This is a genomic window from Ancylobacter gelatini (genome assembly GCF_022601675.1).
GTDB classification, from domain to species: Bacteria; Pseudomonadota; Alphaproteobacteria; order Rhizobiales; family Xanthobacteraceae; genus Ancylobacter; species Ancylobacter gelatini.
Genome location: NZ_JAKVIL010000004.1, coordinates 54,161 through 75,159 on the forward strand (window position 1 = coordinate 54,161; position 20,999 = coordinate 75,159).

22 protein-coding genes are annotated in these 20,999 nt (G+C 66.0%); 17 read left to right on the top strand and 5 right to left on the bottom strand.

Going from position 1 to position 20,999, the window contains the following annotated elements:
• The first annotated feature begins 1 nt into the window (after window position 1).
• The 15 genes from MKI84_RS08585 to MKI84_RS08650 all read left to right on the top strand — a co-directional run bounded on the left by MKI84_RS08585 (window position 2) and on the right by MKI84_RS08650 (window position 12,445).
• Window positions 2-481: a phage tail protein gene (locus tag MKI84_RS08585; protein WP_241618548.1), complete on the top strand. Its 480-nt coding sequence runs from the start codon at window positions 2-4 to the stop codon at window positions 479-481.
• A gap of 12 nt (window positions 482-493) precedes the next feature.
• Complete coding sequence (locus MKI84_RS08590; RefSeq protein ID WP_241618549.1) at window positions 494-733, top strand: tail protein X; 240 nt, start codon at window positions 494-496, stop codon at window positions 731-733.
• A gap of 3 nt (window positions 734-736) precedes the next feature.
• The gene (locus MKI84_RS08595; protein ID WP_241618551.1) at window positions 737-1,888 is read left to right on the top strand and encodes a phage late control D family protein; all 1,152 of its coding nucleotides are present in this window, start codon (window positions 737-739) and stop codon (window positions 1,886-1,888) included.
• 4 nt (window positions 1,889-1,892) lie between these two features.
• A complete protein-coding gene (locus MKI84_RS08600; RefSeq protein ID WP_241618554.1) occupies window positions 1,893-2,327 on the top strand; it encodes a phage baseplate assembly protein V in 435 nt (144 codons plus the stop codon).
• Window positions 2,327-2,596 carry a PAAR domain-containing protein gene (locus MKI84_RS08605; RefSeq protein ID WP_241618557.1) on the top strand — a complete coding sequence of 90 codons (270 nt, stop codon included), beginning with the start codon at window positions 2,327-2,329 and terminating at the stop codon, window positions 2,594-2,596. The genes MKI84_RS08600 and MKI84_RS08605 overlap by 1 nt, the downstream gene beginning before the upstream one ends.
• 53 nt (window positions 2,597-2,649) lie before the next feature.
• Entirely contained in the window at window positions 2,650-3,066 is a 417-nt protein-coding gene (locus MKI84_RS08610) for a phage baseplate protein (protein WP_241618559.1), read from the top strand.
• On the top strand, window positions 3,063-4,196 hold the full coding sequence (locus MKI84_RS08615; RefSeq protein WP_241618561.1) for a baseplate J/gp47 family protein: 1,134 nt from the start codon (window positions 3,063-3,065) through the stop codon (window positions 4,194-4,196). Before MKI84_RS08610 ends, MKI84_RS08615 begins: the two co-directional genes overlap by 4 nt.
• A 1-nt stretch (window position 4,197) precedes the next feature.
• Window positions 4,198-4,869 (top strand): phage tail protein I, encoded by a 672-nt coding sequence (locus tag MKI84_RS08620; RefSeq protein ID WP_241618563.1) that lies wholly within the window; start codon window positions 4,198-4,200, stop codon window positions 4,867-4,869.
• Complete coding sequence (locus tag MKI84_RS08625; protein ID WP_241618565.1) at window positions 4,866-6,746, top strand: phage tail-collar fiber domain-containing protein; 1,881 nt, start codon at window positions 4,866-4,868, stop codon at window positions 6,744-6,746. Before MKI84_RS08620 ends, MKI84_RS08625 begins: the two co-directional genes overlap by 4 nt.
• Window positions 6,739-7,341 (top strand): hypothetical protein, encoded by a 603-nt coding sequence (locus MKI84_RS08630; RefSeq protein ID WP_241618567.1) that lies wholly within the window; start codon window positions 6,739-6,741, stop codon window positions 7,339-7,341. The genes MKI84_RS08625 and MKI84_RS08630 overlap by 8 nt, the downstream gene beginning before the upstream one ends.
• Before the next feature lie 3 nt (window positions 7,342-7,344).
• On the top strand, window positions 7,345-9,567 hold the full coding sequence (locus tag MKI84_RS08635) for a hypothetical protein (protein ID WP_241618569.1): 2,223 nt from the start codon (window positions 7,345-7,347) through the stop codon (window positions 9,565-9,567).
• 1 nt (window position 9,568) lies between these two features.
• The gene (locus tag MKI84_RS08640) at window positions 9,569-10,318 is read left to right on the top strand and encodes a hypothetical protein (RefSeq protein ID WP_241618570.1); all 750 of its coding nucleotides are present in this window, start codon (window positions 9,569-9,571) and stop codon (window positions 10,316-10,318) included.
• 142 nt (window positions 10,319-10,460) lie between these two features.
• Window positions 10,461-10,652, top strand: a complete 192-nt coding sequence (locus MKI84_RS20810) for a Com family DNA-binding transcriptional regulator (RefSeq protein WP_425353815.1) — start codon at window positions 10,461-10,463, stop codon at window positions 10,650-10,652.
• Complete coding sequence (locus tag MKI84_RS08645) at window positions 10,628-11,353, top strand: DNA-methyltransferase (RefSeq protein WP_241618572.1); 726 nt, start codon at window positions 10,628-10,630, stop codon at window positions 11,351-11,353. The genes MKI84_RS20810 and MKI84_RS08645 overlap by 25 nt, the downstream gene beginning before the upstream one ends.
• 186 nt (window positions 11,354-11,539) lie before the next feature.
• Window positions 11,540-12,445, top strand: coding sequence for an SOS response-associated peptidase (locus MKI84_RS08650; protein ID WP_241619199.1), 906 nt, complete (start codon window positions 11,540-11,542; stop codon window positions 12,443-12,445).
• A gap of 43 nt (window positions 12,446-12,488) precedes the next feature.
• Here the strand turns inward: MKI84_RS08650 and bcsS are convergent, their stop codons facing one another.
• Both bcsS and MKI84_RS08660 read right to left on the bottom strand, forming a co-directional pair.
• Window positions 12,489-12,752, bottom strand: a complete 264-nt coding sequence (bcsS, locus tag MKI84_RS08655) for a cellulose biosynthesis protein BcsS (RefSeq protein ID WP_241618574.1) — start codon at window positions 12,750-12,752, stop codon at window positions 12,489-12,491.
• A gap of 151 nt (window positions 12,753-12,903) precedes the next feature.
• Window positions 12,904-13,365: a DUF488 domain-containing protein gene (locus MKI84_RS08660; RefSeq protein WP_241618576.1), complete on the bottom strand. Its 462-nt coding sequence runs from the start codon at window positions 13,363-13,365 to the stop codon at window positions 12,904-12,906.
• Between the two features lie 176 nt (window positions 13,366-13,541).
• Here MKI84_RS08660 and MKI84_RS08665 point away from each other — a divergent pair, with 176 nt between their 5' ends.
• Entirely contained in the window at window positions 13,542-15,026 is a 1,485-nt protein-coding gene (locus MKI84_RS08665; RefSeq protein WP_241618578.1) for a helicase HerA domain-containing protein, read from the top strand.
• 63 nt (window positions 15,027-15,089) lie between these two features.
• On the opposite strand, the gene MKI84_RS08670 is transcribed toward MKI84_RS08665, so the two are convergent.
• From MKI84_RS08670 to MKI84_RS08680, 3 genes are all read right to left on the bottom strand, one after another.
• Window positions 15,090-16,418: a TRAP transporter large permease gene (locus MKI84_RS08670; protein WP_241618580.1), complete on the bottom strand. Its 1,329-nt coding sequence runs from the start codon at window positions 16,416-16,418 to the stop codon at window positions 15,090-15,092.
• Window positions 16,418-17,038, bottom strand: a complete 621-nt coding sequence (locus MKI84_RS08675) for a TRAP transporter small permease subunit (protein ID WP_241618583.1) — start codon at window positions 17,036-17,038, stop codon at window positions 16,418-16,420. Before MKI84_RS08675 ends, MKI84_RS08670 begins: the two co-directional genes overlap by 1 nt.
• Before the next feature lie 290 nt (window positions 17,039-17,328).
• The gene (locus MKI84_RS08680) at window positions 17,329-18,471 is read right to left on the bottom strand and encodes a TRAP transporter substrate-binding protein (RefSeq protein WP_241618585.1); all 1,143 of its coding nucleotides are present in this window, start codon (window positions 18,469-18,471) and stop codon (window positions 17,329-17,331) included.
• A gap of 269 nt (window positions 18,472-18,740) precedes the next feature.
• On the opposite strand from MKI84_RS08680, the gene MKI84_RS08685 reads away from it, so the two are divergent.
• The gene (locus MKI84_RS08685) at window positions 18,741-20,954 is read left to right on the top strand and encodes an esterase-like activity of phytase family protein (RefSeq protein ID WP_241618587.1); all 2,214 of its coding nucleotides are present in this window, start codon (window positions 18,741-18,743) and stop codon (window positions 20,952-20,954) included.
• Window positions 20,955-20,999: the final 45 nt, after the last annotated feature.

A 20,999-nucleotide genomic window follows, 5' to 3' on the forward strand; every position in this document is an offset into this window, starting at 1 on the left:
CATGATGTTGTGGCTTGGCGATATCGCGCTGGGTGTCGGGACCGGAAACGGCGCCCTGACCGGGCCGACCGCGCTCAGCGAGGAATACGCCAATTCCTATGCACGCCACGACGTGCTGCGGGGCAAGCCGGTGTTGCAGTACATCGGGCAGGAGCTGGACACGCGCGAGTTCACCTTCTTTTTCGACGAGGGGTTCTGCAATCCGCTCACCCAGTGGGCACTGCTCCAGTCGGCCTATCTGGCGCGTACGAGCCTGCCGCTGATCGCCGCCGGCGGCTTCGACGGCCGCCATTTCGTGGTCGAAAAGCTCGGCCGCGAGGTGCTCAAGACGACGCGAGCCGGGCGCGTGGTGCGACTGGAATCCACCCTCTCGCTGATCGAAGCGCCTATCCCGAGCCTGCTGTCCTCCGCGCTGTCTAGCGCTGCGCGCACGGCCTCGGCGCTCGGCACAGTCGCGACAAAGGCGCTGGCGCTGAGGTGATGGGAGGTCCGCATGGCCGAATATCTTGAGCACCGCACGAGCGATGGCGAGCGCTGGGACCTGCTGGCGTTTCGCTACTATGCGGACGTGTCGCGCCAGGGCGAACTGATCGCGGCCAACCGCGACCTGTTCATGGACGATATGCGGATCCCGGCCATCCTGTCGGCCGGGCTGGTTCTGCGGATCCCGATCCGCGAGGCGACGGGCTCGGCCGAGGCGACCACCGGCCAGCTCCCGCCCTGGAAGAGGTGACCCATGGAGCCGCGCGCGCCCCTGTTCCGCCTGACCTATGCCGGGCGCGATATCACGTCCGAGTTTTCCCAGTGGCCGGTCGAGATCACCTATACGGACAACCACCACGGCAAGGCCGACGAGTGCACCGTAAAGGTCCACAATTCCAACGGCGCCTGGCTGGACATCTGGGAACCGCAGAACGGCGACGTGTTCTCGCTCGACTACGGATACGAGGATGGCGCGCCGGTTCCGGCCGGCGAGTTCACGGTCGACGAGAGTGGTGCGGATGGCGATGCCGGCGGCGACACGGTCGATTTCAAAGGGCTCGCGGCACCCAAGACCAAGGAACTACGCACCGAGAAGCACAGGGCCTTCGAGCAGCAGTCGCTTTCCGAGATCGTCGCTAAGATCGCCAGCGAGCATGGTTTCCAGCTCGAAGGCGAGATCGAGGATCTAGACTATGAGCGGGTCGACCAGAACGGCGAGCGTGACCTCGCCTTTCTGACGCGGCTTGCCGAAGAGACCGGCCATTTCTTCACGGTGAAGGGCAAAAGGCTCGTGTTCACCTCGCGCAACGCGCTGCGCTCGACCGAGCCGGTAAAGACTTTCGATCGAGTGCGCGATTTTCGCCAGACGCTGCTGCGATACAGCCTGCGCGACGCCGATCACGTGGCGGCGGCCAGAGCCGAGGTTCGCTACCAGCATCCCCGACGCAAGAAGGTGATTTCGGGATCGGCATCCTCGGCCGACGATCTGGGTCTCATGACCAATTCCGGCGACGTGGTGAAGCTGGACGTGCGCGTCGAGAACGAACAGCAGGCCGAGCGGCTCGCCAAATCCAAGCTCGACCAGAAAAACAGCCCGAAATACTCCGGCTCCCTCGATATGGTCGGGGACCCACCGATTGTCGCCGGCGTCGTGATCGGCCTGACCGGTTTTGGCAACAAATCCGGCAAGTACCTTGTCACAAGCGCGAAACACAGGAAGGCACGGAGCGGCTACACCACTTCGGTGGAGATCGAGGGGCTGACGGACAAGCAGGCGTCGGACGGCAAGGCGGCGAGCGCCTCGCCGAAAACCAAGAAGAGCGGCGCCTCGGCGGTCGGCTCGACGTCCAGCACCGGCACAAGCCTCGGCGTGATGGGCGCCGATGGCGTGATCCGGCAGGAGTGACACCATGTATCGAACGGGGATCGTTACCGAGGTTGACGGCAAGAAAGGGCTGGCGCGGGTCGAATTCCGTGACCGCGACCAGGTCGTGAGCTGGTGGCTCAACGTCAACCAGCCGCACGCTTCGGCCGGCAAGAGCCGCGTCTATTCGATGCCGGATTTGGGCGCGCAGGTGAACTGCCTGGTCGATGCGGGTGGACAGGAGGGCACCATCCTCGGTGCGTTTTATTCCGACGAGGATCGGCCACCGATCGAGGATGCGAAGCACATGCATGCGGCGCTGGAGGGCGGGCTCGTATTCGACTACGACCGGGCCACCGGCAAGCTCACGCTCAGCGCGCCGGGCGGGATCGAGCTGGTGGCGGGCGACTGCTTGATCAAGCTGAAGCCCGGCGAGGAGATCGAGGTCCGCTCGCCCAAGCTCACCGGCGGGCCTTCCTGATGCCGGGTATCGCGGTCAAGTCGCTCGACAGCGCCGGCGGCGCGCACCTCGCCGGCGGGCAGGATTGGATGACGGTCGAGGACCAGCTCGTCGTGGTGCTGGGCGATCCGGTCACGCCACACGGCGACCCGCCGCACTCGCCGCTGCCGATCATGGTCGAGGGATCGGAGTGGTTCTTGATCGACGGGGTGCCGGTTTGTCGTGCCGGGCACCGCGCCTCCTGTGGCCACGCCTCATCGGGCCGTGACTGGTTCCTGATCGACGAGTAGCGCTGCGACGTTGTCGCGTCACCCGATCGCGCGCGCGCGGGCATTGTCGCGCCATGCTCGACCGCTCAACCATCCGCCATGTGCATTGGCAGCTCGCCCTCGGCCAGACCGAGCCGGCGGGCGGCGGCATCGTGACCGGGTACGGTGACATCGAGCAGGAGATGCTGACCATCATCCTGACGCCGATCGGGAGCGTGCCATGTAATCCGCTCAAGGGCTGCAACCTCCTCGCCTATATCGACCGCCCGCCGGCAGAAGCGCTGCCGCTGATCTCACGCGAGATCTGGCTCGCGGTCACGACCTGGGTGGCGCGCGTCGAGATCCAGCCGGTGGAGACGCGCGCCATCGCCTTCGAGCATTTCGGGATCACCGTCCCGTGGCACGTGAAGGGCGATGTCGCCGCCGAGATCCGGCGCACCGAGGTCGGCGTCAGCTACTCCGGCGGCGCACTCACGGGGGCGCTGCTGTGAGCCTCGATCCCCGCTTCGTCTACGACCTGGACACGCTGGTCGCCGCCGGCGAGCCGCAGTTCTTCTCGTCCGACCCGCTTTACTACAAGGGACTGCTGGTCTCGAAGGCCGAAGCGATCATGAACCGGACCCTCTATGAGGGGCAGGTTGAGATGTACATGATCGAGGTGATGGCCTACGCACTCCAGGTGCGCGGGGCCGAGCAGCAGCTCGCCGTCATCCAGCGGCTGCTGCCCTTCGCACGAGGTCGATATCTCGACCTGCTCGGCGCGCGGCTCAAGACGTTCCGTCTCGCTGCATCCACCGCCCGCCTGATTTTGCGCTTTACCCTTTCCGCTCCGCGCCCCTCGACCACCATTATCCCCGCCGGTTCGCGCGTCAGAGCCGGCGGCGCCGGCGGACTGTTTCTGACGGACGGTGATCTGCTGATCGCGCCGGGGGCGCTCTCCGGCGATGTCCACGCCACGGCGGCGGTTGCCGGTATCGCCGGCAATGGCGTGCCGCCGGGCTCGACGCTCGGCATGCTCGATCCCGTCGCCGGCGTCGAGGCTGCAACGGCGGTCACCCTCTCTGATGGAGGTTCCGATCAGGAGCGGGACGACCCGCTGCGCGCCCGTATCGCCGAGGCGTGGGAGCGCATCTCGCGCGGCGGGCCGCGAGCGGGTTACCGCCAGCTCGCCCTGGGCGCGCATCCCGACATCCTTGATGTCGCAATCATCCGGCCGCAGCCCTGCGACATCGACATTTATGTGCTGACCGAAGAGCTGCCGTTGCCGGCCGCCGTATCGGCCGCCGTGCTTGCCGCCTGCGATCCGCTGGAGGGCCGGCCCGAGGGCGATGAGGTGACGGTCTACCCTGCCACCGCCGTTTCGTTCGAGCCGACCCTGCGACTCTGGGTTGATGGTGACAGCGCCGCGCTCGCTGCTCAGGCCGAGGCAACGGCGCGCGGCGTGTTCGCCGCCTGGCGCCGCATGCTCGGCGCGCGTGTCTCCACCGCTGCGGTCACGTCGCCTGCAAAGCAGATCGCCGGCATCGTCGAGGCCGAAATCGACGGTTACAGCTACAGCGCGCTCGGTGAGGACGAGTTTGCCGTGCTGACCTCCCTGACCGTCGTGGTCGAGGAGGCGTGACATGGAGCGCGTCTCGATCCTCAAATTGATACCGCCGCCGCTCGCGCGCGATGAGCGCGTGCGCGCGTTGCTATTGGCCTTCGAGCAGGCGCTCGACGAACTGGACGCCACCGACCTCATGTTGATGGATCCAGCGACCGTGCGTGAGGGCGCGCTGCCTTATCTCGCCTACGAGCACAGCCTTGACGAGTTCGTCGGGCCGGGCCTGCCACCGCCGATCATCCGTCAGATGATCGAGCGCGCATGGGATCTGCATGAGCCCAAGGGCTACGGCGCCGGCATCCTCAGTGGCATTGCCATGCTCGGCTATGAGGCCGACCTCACCCAGTGGTGGCAGGAGAGCCCGCCCGGCGTTCGCGGAACCCACCGGATCGAGGTCGATGTCGACCAGCCCCTGTGGCCGGACCAGCCCCTCGACGGCATCGAGGCCGTGCGCGCCATCTGGCGGATGATCCACGCGATGCAGCGCTGGAGCCAAGATCATGGTCTGCGCGTCGTCAGCGAGATTGCCGCCCCGCGCCCCATCGGTGTGGCGGTGCTCACCGCCGCGCACGTTCAGATCGAACCTTTCGAGCCGTCTACGCCCGAGATCCTGACAACATCCTGTTCGGGTGTCGGGATCGTCATGGGCTTGTCGCTGTCCGTCGACCCGCATCAGGGAGCGCTCTCGTGAGCCAGCTTTATTACGGCCTCGTCACCAATACCGGCCTGGCCAAACTTGCCGCCAGCGCTGCCGGCGGGCCGTCGTTGACGCTTTCCGCCATGGCCTTCGGCGATGGAGGCGGAGCTGAAACCGCGCCAACTCCGGCGGCAACAGGGCTCGTCAACGAACGATACCGCGCACTCCTGGTCGAGAAATATCCGCACCCCACCAACCCCAGCATTCTCTACGTCGAAGGCATCATCCCGCCGGGCGTCGGCGGCTGGACACTTCGCGAGGCCGGCATCTATGACGCCGATGGCGACCTGATCGTCATCGCCAAGATGCCCGCGCTCAACGTGGCGCTGATTTCGGAGGGCGCCAGCACCGAAGGCGTGGTGCGCCTGCCGATCGTGTTCGATTCCGCGTCATCGGTGCAGATCCTGATCGACCCGACCGTGCTGCTGGCGACGCAGGGTTGGGTGCTGGAGCGCGTGCTCGCACGGCCCTTCATCACGGTCGACAGCGCGACGATCACCGTGCCGCCAGCCACGCCGTCCGCGCACGCGCTCTATCTTGTGCCGGCAGGTGCCACGGGAGCCTGGGCGGGGCAGGGCCACACGCTCGCCTATTACCTTGGAGGGTGGCGGTTCCATGCCGCGCCCATCGGAAAACGGGTGGCGGCGAGCGATACGGGCAAGGTCTACCGGCGCACGGCGGCGGGGTGGGAGGCACTGTGGGTAGAGGCCGAAGTCTCGACCCTGTTGACGGCGGCCGGCCGGGCCGCGCCTCACAGCGCCGATGCGCGACTGGTGGAGGTTATCCGCGCCCAATCGCTGAACTACCGGGTGGCGGGCGGATCGGCCAATGCCCTTACGGTTGCTTTGGCGCCCGCGCCTGTGCCGGCACTCAATCCAGCGCTGACCGGGATGCCGCTCCGTCTCAGGATCGGCTCGAACAATACAGGACCGGCGACGCTGAATGCAGGTCCCGGAGCATTGCCGATCGTCACGCCGCGTGGCGTGCCGATCGCCCAGGGCGACCTCATCGCCGACGCCATCGTCACGCTGATTTGTACCGGTACGTCGTGGATGCTGGTTGGCCCGGCCTACAGCGAATTTCCGCTGCGCCAGAGCGTGAGCCCGGTGCTCTGGGTGAGACCGGATGGCAACGACGCGAATAACGGATCGGCAAACACCGCTGCAAAAGCGTTCCAGACGATCGCGGCCGCGGTGCGCTACGGCGCGAGTAACTTCTATCTGCCGCCTGGCGTCTCCCTGATCGTGCGCCTCGGCGTGCCCGGCACCTACGCCGCGCCGGGTGAAACCGGCTTCAATGGCGGAACGCTGGCCATCATCGGCGATCCAGCGAACCCCTCCGCCTACCTTATCGCAGGCGCAGGATCGACTGATTATGCGGGCGTCTTGACGGCGGCGCACGGAGATGTGCTGCTGCAAGGCGTGCTGGTGCAGAATACTGCCGCGATCTGCAGCGCACTGGCATCGGTCATAAATCGCAACCTCGACATACAGAACGTCGTGGTCACGGCAGCCGTCGGTGCGTCACCCAGCCTTCTGCTGGCGTCCGGCGGCACCGTAAACATCCGGGAAGGCTGCTCGGCAGTCGGCTCGGCGCAGAGCCTGTTCACGGCTGCGAACTCCGGCGCGATCAATCTGCTTCATAACTTCACGATCACGGGCGTGCAGAGCTACGTCGGCGCTCTGTGCGTGGCGACCGATCTCGGGCGTTTCTCGGTGCGGACCGGGTCGGTCGCGGTGCTTGGCTCGACGGTCAGCACGCCCCGCTATTACGCCAATCTCAACGGCATCATCAACGTCGCTGGCAACGGCCCGAACTATTTCCCCGGCACCATCGCTGGCGCGGTGAACGAAGGAGGTCGTTATGTCTGACTATGATCCACGTCGTTGGTTCTGGACGGCCGAGGATGGCCGTGTCTATTCGAGCGCGGCCGGCGGGCTGGTGGCGAGCGATGATGTCGCCTATGAGGCAGCCGTCGCGGCCGGGTTGTGGACGCCCTGGCCGCGCGACGACGCCGGCAAGCAGACAGAGGCCGCCCTCCAAGAGGTACTGGCACCTTATGGCCTGTACCTCGATCTGGCCGCACTCAAAGCCGCGCTGCTCGCCGGCATTGACGAGGCCGCCGAGCACGAGCGCATGCGGTACGTGACTGCCGGTGCCGGTCAGGCGATGGAGTACCAGCAGGCCGCTGCCGAAGCCGAAAGCCTGCTCGCGGCCATTGCGGCCGACCCGGAGCATGAGCCGGCCTCTGCCGCTTATCCGATGCTTGCCGCGTCGATCGGGATAGACGGCGAAACGCTCGCAGCGGTCGCCATCACCGTGGCGGCCATGCATGCGCAGTGGCGAGCGATCGGGTCCGCCATCCGGGCCGCGCGCCTCGCCGCCAAGGCGGCCGTCATGTCGGCCGACACGGCCAACGCCGCGCGCGCGGCGGCCGTTGTCGCGTGGCCGGGCGTCGGGGTCTGATCCATGGGCGTCGAACTGCTGGTCGTCCTGGGAGAAGTCGGCCGCGAGGTGCGCTGGCCGCTGGGTATCACCGTCGCCCCCGGCGAGGTGGTCGAGATGGAGGTGCGGCTCGCCAGCGGGGCGGTCCGGCTCTATTCGACCGCGCGGGACGAAATCCGCGTCGAGTTCGATCCGACCACGATCGTGGTCCCGATCGACGCGGCCCTGCAAGCCGGTGTCGGATCGAATTCGGTTGTCGATCTGTACTGCTGGGTCGGCGACACTCGGAGCAAGCTCGACGCTGGCCGCGTGCGCATCGTGCCGGCCGGCGTCGCCGCAACCTATCGACCAATGGTGGCGGGCGAGTCGGCCATGAGAGGGCCGCCGGGTTACATCCATCGTGGGCCGTGGACGGCGGGCTCCTTCACGCCGCCTGAAGCTGTGAGCCATCTCGGCTCGACCTGGTACGCGCTGCGGGCCACGACCCAGGAGCCGGGCCCGGAGGCCACCGACTGGAGCATGCTGCTCGATGGCACTGGCGCGGCGGCGGACCGGCAGGCGGCGCAGGACGCGGCGGAGGCTGCTGCGGCTGCTGCTAATGTCGCCGGTCCGGCGGGTGCTGCGGCCGTAGCGGCGGCGGAGATCATCCAGCCGCTCGCGGTGCAGGTGGGCGCGGATGCGACGGCCGTTGAGGTGGCTCGTGGCGAGGTGGCCGGGAATGCGGCGGCGGTTGCGAGCAACAAGGCCGCGACAGACGCGGCCCGCGACGATGCGGTGACCGCAGCGGCCAACACGAACGCCAATCTCGACGGCGGGCCGGTGTTTATAACCGAGGCCGAACTGCTCGCCTATGTGCCGGCGGATCGCAAACCGGCGACTCTCGCGGTCAATAGCGGCTCGCGGCGGCGCGGCGTCTATCGCCGCACGGCCGGGGCATGGCCCTCGACGCCCGAGAGCGACACGCTGCCGGCGGTCGATGGCCGCACAGCCGTGCTTGAGACGGCCGTGCGGGTGGATGCCGAGATCCCCGGCATCATGGCTGCTCTCTCAGGCCCCAACGGCGAAGCGACGTGGATCGAGGCTAACGATCAGGACGGTGGCCCGACCGACGAGTCGGCACAGATGATGGCGCCGCCGTTACTTGCGACGGGTCTTTTCCCCGCCGATCAGGAGTACGAGGGCGCCGAGGATCGCTCCATGGTTATGGGGTGGGCGAACCCGGTGACGAAACGCATCGAAGTCATCTCGCCGCATTTCGATCTCGGTAGTGACGGCCGGTTCACCGAGGCGGCGCTCCGCGACATCGCCGCGTCAATGAGCGCTCTCGGGTTGAGCGGCGGGACGGATATCCGTTCCGATGGGACGTGGCGCCATCCCGACACGCTCGACTTGGTGCCGACGCTGGCGAACCCTCTGCAATGGGTCGGCTGGGGCTCCAGCACCATGGACGGCCTGCACTCGTCTCTCACAACGCTGGCGGCGGCTTGGGGTGCTGCATTCTACGGCGGCGGTCGAGGTGGCGAGCTGAATGATCAGATTCTCGCGCGCATGGGCGCCGTCCCGCTCACTCTGTCGGCCGTCACGATCCCGGCATCGGGACCGGTCGCGGTCGCAGCGAACATCGGCGACGGCTATGCCGGGCCGGCCACTTACAGCGGGTACCTCGCGCTTGCGGGCGGCGCGCAGCTCGCCGGCACGCTTGGCAATGACGGCTCGGGCGGGCGTATCTTCACACGCGCACTAGCCGGTGACGCCGTGACCATTCCGAACGGCACGCCCTTTGTCCCCGATGCGGCGCGGCTGTACCGGGATTCCACGGTCCTGCTGAACCTGGGCAAGAACAACCTCAACGACGGCTACGCGCTTGAGAGCATCGTTCGGGGCAATCGCATCGCCTATGCGTGGCTCTCTCCGCTGGTCAAGCGCGTCCTGGTCATCGGCCATCCGCCGAAGCGTGACGACACGGCAGGGTCTGAAGGGATGCTGCTCTATCAGGCCGTGCGCGACTATGAGATGGCGCGATACCGTCAAGATTACATCGACGTCGGCGGCTATCTGTTCAGCGAGCTGATCTGGTCTCACCTCGGCTGGATCAAGACCGAAACTGACATTGCTGAGCTGGCGGCCGGCAAGCTGCCCTCCCGTTTTTTCGCTGACTATTTGCATCTTCAGCCGTCGGTGCGATCCGCCATCGTCACCTATCTCATCAAGCCGCGCATGATCGCTCTCGGCTGGTACGGAGCCTGACATGACCTTCATCCTTCAAGCCAAGAACCCGCCTGCAAACCCCGTTCGTTTCCTCCCTGATCTCGGTCGCGGTCTGCTGTTCGACTTCGACGCGCGAACTATCGATGACGCCGAGGACGGCGAACCAGTCTCAGCCTGGGAATCCGCGCGCGGTGACGCTACGGGCATCAAGACGCTGGTGGCCGCTGACTCGCCCCCCACCTACAAGGCGGACGCCATCAATGGCCTGCCGGCCCTGCGCTTCGGCAAGTCGGCTGGCGACGACACTATGACGGCGGTCGGGGACACGGACTATCCCGACTTCACGGTCTCGATGCTCTTTCGGTTCGACGAAATCGGGGCCTTCATCAATACCAATGGGACGCAGGTGCTCAATGGCACCTCGTCGGGTCGCTACCTGGTGATCCGACCCTCGTCAGGCGGCGCGCTCTATGTCGGCGCAGGCCAAAGTGGAATCAGCATGGGCTCCGTGCTCTCGGGCACCGAGACCGCATGGCACCTGCTCACCTACTCGTTCAGTAACACCGAAGGTGGCACGCTGCGCCGCAAGCTCGATGCCCGGCCGATCGCATCGTCGACTGGCCACACATCGACCGGAACGTCGGGCATCCTGCGCCACCTGCGGATCGGGGCGCCAGGCGCGCTGTCGGCTACCGAGATCGCGCGGTTCCGCGGCTCCAGCCGCATCTGGCGTGACGACGAATTCGAGGCCTGGCACGCCAAGGCGCTCGCCGAATACGGGTTGGCCTGACCGATCGGTGGCGAGGTCCGGCTTTCGCCGGCGCGGGGCTGTTTTGCCGACGAAACCCGCGAGCAGTGCAGACGCATAACTGCCACCCCGCCCCGTGCTCTGGTGAGCGGTGACGAGGTGCAGCATGTGGGTTTAATTTCGAGTGAAGGATATAAGATGCCGATGTGGCGCGCTGCTTTTTCGCGCCGATGCCGGCGCCCTGAAGGGCGCTGTCGAGATCAAGTGCCGCCGCTGCGGCACGCTCAACTCATTGAGGCCGATCGAGCCCACCACCGAGCGCCCCGAGCGTCAGTCCAATGGAGACGACGCATGCGGTTTCGTTGTGAGAAAATAGGTCGGGCTACTCTCTATCTAGGCGATGCTCTGGAGATCCTGCGCGAGCTGCAGCCGGGCTTCGGCGGCGTGCTTTCCGACCCACCTTACTCAAGCGGCGGCGCGAGCCTGTCCGCCCGAACGCAAGTGACCTCGGCTAAGTACCAGTCCAGCGCGCATCGTGGCCTTTACCCTGAGTTCGTCGGCGACACGCGTGACCAGCGCTCCTATCTGGCCTGGTCAACTCTTTGGCTCGGCCGAGCGCGTGATCTGGTCCAGCCCGGCGGGATCTGCGCGACCTTCACCGACTGGCGCCAGCTCCCCGTGACCACCGACGCGATCCAGTGCGCCGGCTGGATTTGGCGAGGCGTGGTGCCGTGGGACAAAACGGAGCGCGGCCGGCCTCAGCAAGGCCGCTATCGAGCGCAGGCGGAGTACGTGGTGTGGGGATCCAACGGTGCGCGACCGTTGTCAGGGCCGGTCGCTCCAGGCGTGTTTCGCATGCCCGTGCCGGCGCAAAAGCACCATATCGCTGGCAAGCCGGTCGAGCTGATGACCGGACTCCTGTCGATCATGAAGGGCGCGGTGCTGGATCCGTTCATGGGTTCCGGCACGGTCGGCATTGCATGCGCCCAACTGGGACTGGACTACGTTGGTATCGAGATGAGCGAGGAGTATTTTGAGATCGCGTGCCGGCGGCTGCGGGCTGTGGGTGGTGCCTGAGTGACGTTGACTCCCGAGTGCGTTTGTTCTGTTTATGTTCTCATGACAGACGGCGCACTCGGGATCATCTGCATTGAATGTACCTGCGGCCGCCGCACATGGGCGCACGCGTCCGAGCTGGGCTTTCGTAGCGACCAAGAGCTTAAGGGCCGGCTTAGCTGCCGGAGTTGCGGATCTCGGGACGTGATGATCACGCGCCCCGCGCAGGTGCTATGTGAACCGAAATTCGAGGTTCATTTGGGCTTCAGGATCGAAGAGTGGGACCACGCGGCGGATCGCCCGAAGCACCTTATGGCGCTTGCTGAGAATATCTCGGTTGCGCACGCGGCTTTCGAGGCCGCTCGCAAGGATCGTCCCGAGCGCTATGTTCTGCTGAGGCAAGGCACGCGTGTAGTTACGGATAGCTTCAGGGACGAAGAGGCTCAGATGTGCGGACGGTTCTCTCAGCATTATACGTGGCAGCAAATCCACGCTTTCAGCCAGCCTCTTACGCTCTCCGGCCCGCCGCTCAATCTTGAGCCTCGTTACAATATCAGCCCGACCCAACAAGTCGGTGCTTTGGTCCCTCAGTCCGATGGATCATTGGCCTATGAGCGGAAGCGCTGGTGGCTCGTGCCTGGATGGTGGAGCAAGACACTGCGCGAGGTGCCCGCTACCTTCAACGCGCGGGCCGAAGGCATCGAGGCTAAGCCCATGTTTCGCGACGCTTGGAAGCGTCGGCGATGCATTATTCCGGCGAGCGGTTTTTTCGAGTGGAGCGGCCCTAAAGCCGCGCGCCTGCCCTGGTATATTTCGGCGGCTGATGGCGGGCTGCTCGGCATGGCGGGGCTGCATGACACCTGGACGGATCGTGAGACCGGGGATGAGGTGCAAAGCTGCACGATCATCACCTGTGCGGCTAACGCATTTATGAGCGAGATCCATGATCGGATGCCCGTCTTCCTCGCCCCGGCGACCTGGGAAAGCTATTTGGCTCAGCCTGATCTGGATACGCTAAAGCCGGCGCCGGAGGGACTGCTCCAGCGCTGGCGCGTTACGTCAGAGATGAACAGCAATCGTTTTGAGGCGCCGGCGGCCATTCAGCCCCTCTAAGGTGGCGGCCGGCTATGAGGATTGCTGCAAAAGGCAGCGGCGATCACTGCAAAAGATGCCGGCGCGCTATACCCGCCTGGGCCCGAAGGCGAAAACCCTCCCGGTCCATCGGCCCGAACGGCGCCCAGGCCGCGCCGGCCCAGCCGTAAGACGTGTCTCGCGCGACATCGACGCCGGAATAGAAATAGAAGTGCGATGGCGGGGTTTGGTCGCTCAGCTCATCGGCGACGGCAGGCATCGCAAAACCGCCCGCCGCAAGCAGGCCGATAACCAGCGCATCCTTCGCACGCCGGCGCGCCCGACGCATCGCGGTACCGCCTTGTGCTTCGCGGGTGAATAACTCGATACCTCAGCGGAACACAGGCAGACGGTTGTACTCAATCAACCCGTGATTGAGCGCCTTGCGCCAGACCGTGCAGAAGCTACACATTTCGTCGCAGTCGGGGCCAAAACGGCACTCAGACCGGCGCGGCGGCGAGATGTTCGACAGGAATGCCGACCCGCTCGCAGATGATGCCGGCGATCATCTGCCGGTGGCAGTGCTCCGGATGGCGCTCATAGCACAGAAGGCAGACCCGCCGGCCCGCGCTCACCAGCGCGGCCAGTTCGTCCATCTGCGCCCGTGCCGTCGGCGTTTCCAGATGCGCGCTATAGATACGGTGCAACTCGCCAAAATGTCCGGTACGCGCCGCCTGCCGGCCCTCGGCCGGCGTGCCGAGCCCGCGCAGATGCAGATAGCCGATGCCGATATTGGACACGCCCGCCGCCAGCAGGCTCTTGGAGAAGCCGGCGCGCCGCGAGGCGGCCACGGCGCGGACATCCACCAGCAGGTCCACGCCAGCGCCCGTGAGCGCATCGAGAACCGAGGAGGACGAGACCTGCTCATAGCCGATGGTGAAAAGCGGGCCGGGGACTGACATGGCTCAGATGTGGCAGAGCCCGCCGCCCTTGTCGAGCCGCAAGCCCCTTGCGGGAATCGCGCGAATCTGTGGACGTTTCACCGCGCCACCACCATCACCCCTTCACACGGTGCTAGAGGCTTGAGGCTGCCGGCCGCCGGGCTGGTGACGCGAGCGACAGGGACGTTTTGAGCGGCATGAAGATCGGCATCGATCTGGGGACCAACACCACCGGCCAGCCGGTGCGGCTCGATCTCGAAGAACTGCTGTCCACGCGCCTGCTGGTGCAGGGCAATTCCGGCTCGGGCAAATCCCACCTGCTGCGCCGCCTGCTGGAACAGAGCGCCGGCCATGTGCAGCAGGCGATCATCGACCCGGAGGGCGACTTCGTCGGGCTCGCCGAGCGCTACGGCCATGTGGTGATCGACGCCGAGCGCACCGCCGGGGAAATTCAGCGCATCGCCGCGCGCATTCGCCGCCATCGCGCCTCCGTGGTGTTCAATCTGGAGGGCCTCGACGCCGACGCCCAGATGCGCTCGGCCGCCGCCTTCCTCAACGGGCTGTTCGACGCCGAGCGGGAATACTGGTTTCCGATGCTGGTCATCGTCGACGAAGCCCAGCTTTTCGCGCCCTCGGGCGCGGGCGAGATTTCAGACGAGGCACGCCGCATCTCGCTCAGCGCCATGACCAATCTGATGTGCCGCGGCCGCAAGCGCGGGCTCGCCGGCGTGATCGCGACCCAGCGCCTCGCCAAGCTCGCCAAGAACGTCGCGGCGGAAGCCTCCAACTTTTTGATGGGCCGCACCTTCCTCGACATCGACATGGCGCGCGCCGCCGACCTGCTCGGCATGGAGAAGCGGCAGGCAGAGAGCTTCCGCGACCTCAATACGGGTTCCTTCGTGGCGCTCGGCCCCGCGCTGTCGCGCCGTCCGCTGCCGGTGAAGATCGGTGTGGTCGAGACCGCCAGCCGCAACGGACGCCCCGAATTGATGCCGCCGCCGGAAATGGGCACGGCGGAGCTTCAGGACCTGATCTTCGACGATCTGGGCGGCGAGCCGGCGCCGATGCCCGCGCCGCGCCTGCAGCCGCGCGCCACCGACGACATTCTCGACACGCTCGAAGTGACGCCCGCGCCGGTTCCGGTACCGGTCGACCCGGAAGCCGTCGCCGCCTTCGAGGCTGAACGGGAAGCGCTGATCGAGGAGATCATCCGCCAGTTCGTCGCCGACCCGGAGGCACCGTTCCGCTCCGCCGCCGCGCTCTACCCGGACTTCCTCGTGCATTGCCGGGTGCGGCGCATCGGCTCGCGCGTGCCCGACCTCGCCGATTTCACCCGCCGTCTCGCCATTGCCCGTGCCGGAATGGACGGGCGGATGGAGGATGAGGGCTGGCAACGTGCGGTGGAACAGGCCTCGCGCTTGCCGGAGGAGATGCAGGGCGTGTTCCTGCTGCTGGCGCGCGCCGGCATGGAGGGCGCGCCGTCCCCGGCGGACGAAGCGCTGGCCCGCGCCTATGGCAGCCGTTCGCCCTCGCGCGGGCGCTGGCTGCTGACCTATATGGAAGAGCGCGGCCATCTGGTGTGCGAGGCCGATTTCCGCGGCCGGCGCGTGGTGCGCTTCCCCACGCTCGGCTGGAAGACCGCGCCGGGCGACCCCAAGGCCGCCGCCGGCCTCGCTTCCTGATCACATGCCCTTGAACGACGATGCCCGGCACGGGGCCGGGCATCGCGCATATGTGCCGCGTCCTCAGCCGCCGTAGAGATAGTTCGGCAGCCAGAGGGCGAAGCCCGGGAAGATGTAGAGCAGCGCCATCGCGAAGACGACGATGAAGATGAACGGCATGACGCCCGAGAAAATCTCGTCGATCGAGACATGCTTGGGCGCCACGCCTTTCAGGTAGAATGGCGCCATCGCCACAGGTGGCGACAGGAACGAGGTCTGAAGGTTCAGCGCGACCAGGACACCGAAGAAGATCGGGTCGATGCCGAAATGGTCGAGCAGCGGCAGGAAGATGGGCAGGAAGATCACGATGATCTCGGTCCACTCCAGCGGCCAGCCCAGCACGAAGATGATGATCTGCGTGAGGATGAGGAAGCCGACCGGACCAAGGTCCAGCCCCATGATGAACTCTTCCACCACACGCTGACCACCCAGCAGCGCGAACACCGCCGAGAACACCGCCGAGCCGACGAACAGCCAGCACACCATCGCCGAGGCGCGGGCGGTGAGGAACACCGAATCCTTCAGCTTCTCAAGGCTGAAGGTCCGGTAGGCCAGCGCCAGCAGGATCGCGCCCGCCGCGCCGATCGCCGCCGCCTCCGAAGGCGTGGCCAGGCCGAAGATGATGCAGCCCAGCACCGAAGTGATCAACGCAACCAGCGGGAAGAACGAGGTGAGCAGCGCCCAGATGATGGTCGAGGTCGGCACGTTGCGTTCCTCGACCGGCAGCTTCGGCGCCAGCGAGGGATTGATCATTGCGCGGATGATGACGTAGGCGATGTACATCAGCGCGAGGCTGATGCCGGGGATGAAGGCGGCGGCGTAGAGCTTGACCACCGAGACGCCCGCCGTCGCGCCATAGAGGATGAGCATGACGCTCGGCGGGATCAGGATGCCCAGACACCCGCCGGCGCACACCACGCCCGAGGCGATCTTGGTGTTGTAGCCGGCCCGCAGCATGGCGGGAAAGGCGAGCAGGCCCATCAGCGTCACCACGGCGCCGACGATGCCGGTCGCGGTGGCGAACAAGGCGCAGGTAATCAGTGTGGCGACGGCGAGTGAGCCGGGAATCCACCCGGCCGCAAGCTGGATCGCCTTGAACAGCCGGTCGAGGATGTTGGCGCGCTCGATCACATAGCCCATGAACAGGAACAGCGGGATCGAAATGAGCACATCGTTCGCCATCACCGAATAGGTGCGCTGCACGAACAGGTTGAAGATGCTGTCGCCCTGGGTGAAGTAGCCGAAGCCCACGCCCAGCGCCATCAGCGTGAAGGCGATCGGGAAGCCGAGCATCAGGAAGATCAGGAACAGCACCAGCATCAGGATGCCGAGTGCGGGATCGGACAGGAACATCACAGCGCCCCCCGCGTGGTGCCTTCGCGGTCGGCGGCGTTGGTGATCGCCTCCTGCCGGGCCGCCGCCTCTTCAAGAATGACCTTCTCCATCTCCTCCACGTCGTGCAGCCGTTGCGGCCAGTCCCCGTCGCGGATGCAGATCCAGCAGCGCACGACCTCGACCACGCCCTGCGCCAGCATCATCACGCCGGTGATCGGGATGATCGCCTTGAACGGCCAGATCACTGGCCCGTCCGGGCTGAAGGACGAGTGCTCATTGAGCAGCCAGGAGAGATAGAAATAGCCCCAGCCGGAATAGATCAGCGCCAGGATGCCGGGAAAGTAGAACAGGAAATACAGCACCAGGTCGCACTTGGCCTGGGTCGGCGGCGCCCAGTTGCGATAGAGGAAGTCGCCGCGTACATGGCCGTTGCGCGACAGCGTGTAGGCGCCCGCCATCATGAACAGCGCGCCATACAGCATCAGGCTGACATCGTAAGCCCAGGTGGTGGGGTCGCGAAGAACGTAGCGGCGGAACACCTCGTAGCAGATCGCCAGCATCAGAATAACGATGCACCAGGCGAAAAGCTTGCCGATGAAGGCATTTATCCTGTCGACGGCGAGCAGGAGTGATTGCATGGGGGCCTCGGAATGGGGTCGCCTCGAAAGGGCGGCAGGGCGAAGGCACATATCGGAGCGCGCGGCTCGGCGCAGTACCGCTCCATCTGCTCCGCCGCCCTTTCCGTCACGCCGGTCCATGCCGACGACGCACAGGGCAGGGGCGCGGACACGGAACGCGCGCGGGCGTTTCCGACGGCGGCTCTCCGGCGAGGAAGGGTCGGCTCCTGCGACGCGGGAAGACGCGACACCTGTGCATGGATGATACGCGGCGGCGGGCGTCCGGGGATGAAACGCCCGCCGCCGGGTACTCAGGCGGTCTTGAAGAAGTGGTCGTAGGCGAACTTCGAGTCCGGCTCATATTCGAGGCGGAAGCCGACGATGCGCTTGGCCCATTCCTTCTGGCTTTCGACTACCTTCTTGAAGATCGGATCGGCCGAGAGATTGGCGATCACGGTATCCCAGGCCTTCAACTGGGCTTCCAGCACCGGGCGCGGGGTCTGGAGGACCTTGACGCCGCGAGCCTTGATGGCCTCGAGGTCCTTGGAGTAGCGGTCCTGCGCCTTCCACATCATGGTGGAGGAGGTGGCGTCGGACGCGCCCTTCAGGATTTCCTGAACGTCCTTGGGCAGGCCCTCGAACTTGGTCTTGTTGAACAGGATCTCGAAGCATTCGAGCGCCTGATGGTAGCTGCCGAGCATGTAGACCTTGGCGACGTCCGGGAAGCCGAGCACGAGGTCCGAGGACGGGTTGTTGAACTCGGCGCCGTCGAGCAGGCCGCGATCGATGGCCGGCACGATTTCGCCGCCGGGTACGATGGTCACCGCCGCGCCGAACTCCTTGAACAGGTCCGCGCCAAGGCCGACGGTGCGGTACTTCATGCCCTTCATGTCGTCGGCGCTGGTGATTTCCTTCTTGAACCAGCCGAGCGGCTGGCCGGGCATCGGGCCGGTGAGCATGCCGACCACATTCAGCTTCAGCGTGTTCTGAACGAGGTCGTCGTAGAGTTCCTGGCCGCCGCCATAGCGGATCCAGCCCAGCAGTTCGTCAGCGTCCCAGCCGAAGGCCGGCGCGGTGCCGAACAGCGAGAACGCCTTGTTCTTGCCGTACCAGTAGGCGGCGACGCCATGGCCGCCGTCGAGAATGCCGGACGATACCGCGTCGAGCATCTGGAAGGCCGGGACCACCGAGCCGGCGGGCAGGATTTCCAGTTCGACGCGGCCGCCGGTCATGGCGTTGACGCGCTTCACATAGTCGCCGGCGAACTCGTGGAAGATGTCCTTGTTCGGCCAGGTCGACTGGAATTTGAGCTTGATGGGCGCCTGCGCGTGGACGGCAGGCGCGGCGACCACCGAGGCCCCCGCCGCGACGGCAGCGGTGGCGATGAAGCGGCGGCGGCTGGTGACGGTGGCGTCGGCGCGCGCGCCAACGTTCTTCCCTGACGTCTCGGTCATGGGCGGTTCCTCCTGTGGCGTTTTCCTCTGCGGGCTTGTGGCCCGCCGGGCGGCGCTTTGCGCGCCTTGTCCCGATGCTGAAATCAGACGATGCCGGTACGGCAAGCGCAAGCGCTAAATCGCTCTGAATTCTGAATTCTTATGAGACGAAAGTCGTATCTAGCCTGAAAACCATGGGGAACAAGCAGGCGATCGTCATGTCGTTGTCACCCACTGCGCCTTGAAGTGCGCGCGAGCGGGCTCGGCCCGATATGATGATGGGAGAAATCATGCGCGCGATTCTCATGGCCGGCGTCTCGCTGGCCGTATTCGGTCTGGCTGCCTCGTCAGCGATCGCCCAGTCCGCTCCGCCGGTGTTCAACCGCGCCGCGACCTTCGACGTCGTCGCGAACCTGCCCCAGGGCGCCGACCCGGCGAAGTCCACCTCCGCCGAGATCATCACCGTCACCGAGGACGGCAATACGCTGATCTACAGCGACAGCCCCGGCCAGCGGATCGGCTTCATCGACATCACCGACCCCAAGGCGCCGAAGCCCGCGGGCATCGTCGCGCTCGACGGTGAGCCGACCACGACGGTGGTGATCGGCGGCAAGGCCTATGTCGGCGTCAACACCTCCGAATCGAAGGCTAAGCCGTCGGGTCATCTCGCGGTGGTCGACCTCGCGACCCGCAAGGTCGAGGACAAGATCGACCTCGGCGGCCAGCCCGACTCCATCACCAAGAGCCCGGATGGCTCCTATCTCGCCGTCGCGATCGAGAACGAGCGCGATGAAGAGGTGAATGACGGCGCCATCCCGCAGATGCCGGCCGGCAACCTGACCTATTTCGAGGTCAAGAACGGCCGCGTGGTGGACGAGTCCAAGAAGGTGGTCGACCTCACCGGCCTCGCCGCCGTCGCACCGGAAGACCCGGAGCCGGAATATCTCGACATCAACTCGAAGAACGAAGTGATCCTGACGCTTCAGGAGAACAACCACATCGTGCTGATCGACCTGCCCACGGGCAAGGTCACCAACCACTTTTCCGCCGGCACCGTCGACCTCGACAAGATCGACACCAAGAAGGACGGCGTCATCGATCTTTCCGGCTCGATGAAGGCCGTGCCGCGGGAACCCGATACCGTGCAGTGGATCGACGACGATCGCTTCGTGATCGCCAATGAAGGCGACTGGAAGGGCGGCACGCGCGGCTTCAGCGTGTTCGACAAAACCGGCAAGCTGCTGTTCGAATCCGGCACCGCGCCCGAGCACATGGCGGTGCGCCTTGGCCACTATCCGGACAAGCGCAACAAGAAGGGCATCGAGATGGAGGGCGCGGAAGTCGCGACCTTCGGCGATCACCGTCTGATCTTCGTCGCTTCCGAGCGCGGCTCGATCGTCTTCGTCTACCGCGACAAGGGTGCGGGCGAGGCCCCCGAATTCCTCCAGGTGCTGCCGGGCGGCATCGGGCCGGAGGGCCTGCTCGCCATCCCTTCGCGCAACCTGTTCGTCACCGCCGCCGAGACCGACCTGCGCGAGGATGGCGGCATCGGCTCGGTGGTGACGGTCTATGAGGGCGGCCAGGAAAAGCCGGCCTACCCGACCATCGTCTCGGAGAACGGCCCGGACGGCCTGCCGATCTGGTGGAGCGCGCTTTCCGGCTTCGCCGCCGACGCCACGACGCCGAACAAGCTCTACGCCGTGACCGACAGCGCCTATTCGCAGGCGCGCATCCTCACCGTCGACGCCTCCAGCCTGCCGGCCAAGATCACCGCGGCGACCCTGCTCACCCGCGACGGCAAGCCGGCCAAGGGCCTCGACCTCGAAGGCATCGCGGTCCGTCCCGAGGGCGGCTTCTGGGTCGCTTCTGAAGGCAACCCGGAAAAGAAGGAAAACCCGACCCAGAACCTGCTCCTGCGCGTGAATGCCGATGGCTCGATCGCCGAGGAGATCGCGCTGCCGGAAGCGCTCGCCGCGCAGGCCACGCGCTACGGCTTCGAAGGCGTGACCGTCACCGGCTCGGGCGCCGACGAGACCGTGTGGATCGCCGTGCAGCGCGAGTGGAAGGACGACCCGAAGGGCTTCGTCAAGCTGCTCGCCTACAAGCCCGCCGCCAAGAGCTGGGGCTATGTCCGCTACCCGCTGGACAAGGCCGCGAAGGGCTGGGTCGGCCTTTCCGAGCTGACCGCCTACAAGGACGGCCTGATCGTGATCGAGCGCGACAACCAGATCGGCGACGCGGCGAAGCTGAAGAAGCTGACCTTCGTCTCGCTCAAGGACGTCACCCCGGCGGCGCTCGGCAGCGAGCAGGCGCCGCCCGTGCTCACCAAGACCGAGATGAAGGATCTGCTGCCGCTCCTGCGGGCGCCGCACGGTTACGTGCTGGACAAGGTAGAAAGCTTCGCCATCGACACCGCCGGCAATGCCTTCATCGTCACCGACAATGACGGCGTGGACGGCTCCTCCGGCGAGACCCAGTTCATCCCGCTCGGCACGTTCAACTGAGCGGGATCGACGAGCCAAATTTGAACGGGCGCCCCATCGGGCGCC

Bases quoted from the DNA above. Each gene is read 5' to 3' on its own strand.
- MKI84_RS08585 (WP_241618548.1), top strand. From the start codon at position 2: ATGATGTTGTGGCTTGGCGATATCGCGCTGGGTGTCGGGACCGGAAAC.
- MKI84_RS08590 (WP_241618549.1), top strand. From the start codon at position 494: ATGGCCGAATATCTTGAGCACCGCACGAGCGATGGCGAGCGCTGGGAC.
- MKI84_RS08595 (WP_241618551.1), top strand. From the start codon at position 737: ATGGAGCCGCGCGCGCCCCTGTTCCGCCTGACCTATGCCGGGCGCGAT.
- MKI84_RS08600 (WP_241618554.1), top strand. From the start codon at position 1,893: ATGTATCGAACGGGGATCGTTACCGAGGTTGACGGCAAGAAAGGGCTG.
- MKI84_RS08605 (WP_241618557.1), top strand. From the start codon at position 2,327: ATGCCGGGTATCGCGGTCAAGTCGCTCGACAGCGCCGGCGGCGCGCAC.
- MKI84_RS08610 (WP_241618559.1), top strand. From the start codon at position 2,650: ATGCTCGACCGCTCAACCATCCGCCATGTGCATTGGCAGCTCGCCCTC.
- MKI84_RS08620 (WP_241618563.1), top strand. From the start codon at position 4,198: ATGGAGCGCGTCTCGATCCTCAAATTGATACCGCCGCCGCTCGCGCGC.
- MKI84_RS08630 (WP_241618567.1), top strand. From the start codon at position 6,739: ATGTCTGACTATGATCCACGTCGTTGGTTCTGGACGGCCGAGGATGGC.
- MKI84_RS08635 (WP_241618569.1), top strand. From the start codon at position 7,345: ATGGGCGTCGAACTGCTGGTCGTCCTGGGAGAAGTCGGCCGCGAGGTG.
- MKI84_RS08640 (WP_241618570.1), top strand. From the start codon at position 9,569: ATGACCTTCATCCTTCAAGCCAAGAACCCGCCTGCAAACCCCGTTCGT.
- MKI84_RS08645 (WP_241618572.1), top strand. From the start codon at position 10,628: ATGCGGTTTCGTTGTGAGAAAATAGGTCGGGCTACTCTCTATCTAGGC.
- MKI84_RS08650 (WP_241619199.1), top strand. From the start codon at position 11,540: ATGATCACGCGCCCCGCGCAGGTGCTATGTGAACCGAAATTCGAGGTT.
- bcsS (WP_241618574.1), bottom strand. From the start codon at position 12,752: ATGCGTCGGGCGCGCCGGCGTGCGAAGGATGCGCTGGTTATCGGCCTG.
- MKI84_RS08660 (WP_241618576.1), bottom strand. From the start codon at position 13,365: ATGTCAGTCCCCGGCCCGCTTTTCACCATCGGCTATGAGCAGGTCTCG.
- MKI84_RS08665 (WP_241618578.1), top strand. From the start codon at position 13,542: ATGAAGATCGGCATCGATCTGGGGACCAACACCACCGGCCAGCCGGTG.
- MKI84_RS08670 (WP_241618580.1), bottom strand. From the start codon at position 16,418: ATGTTCCTGTCCGATCCCGCACTCGGCATCCTGATGCTGGTGCTGTTC.
- MKI84_RS08675 (WP_241618583.1), bottom strand. From the start codon at position 17,038: ATGCAATCACTCCTGCTCGCCGTCGACAGGATAAATGCCTTCATCGGC.
- MKI84_RS08680 (WP_241618585.1), bottom strand. From the start codon at position 18,471: ATGACCGAGACGTCAGGGAAGAACGTTGGCGCGCGCGCCGACGCCACC.
- MKI84_RS08685 (WP_241618587.1), top strand. From the start codon at position 18,741: ATGCGCGCGATTCTCATGGCCGGCGTCTCGCTGGCCGTATTCGGTCTG.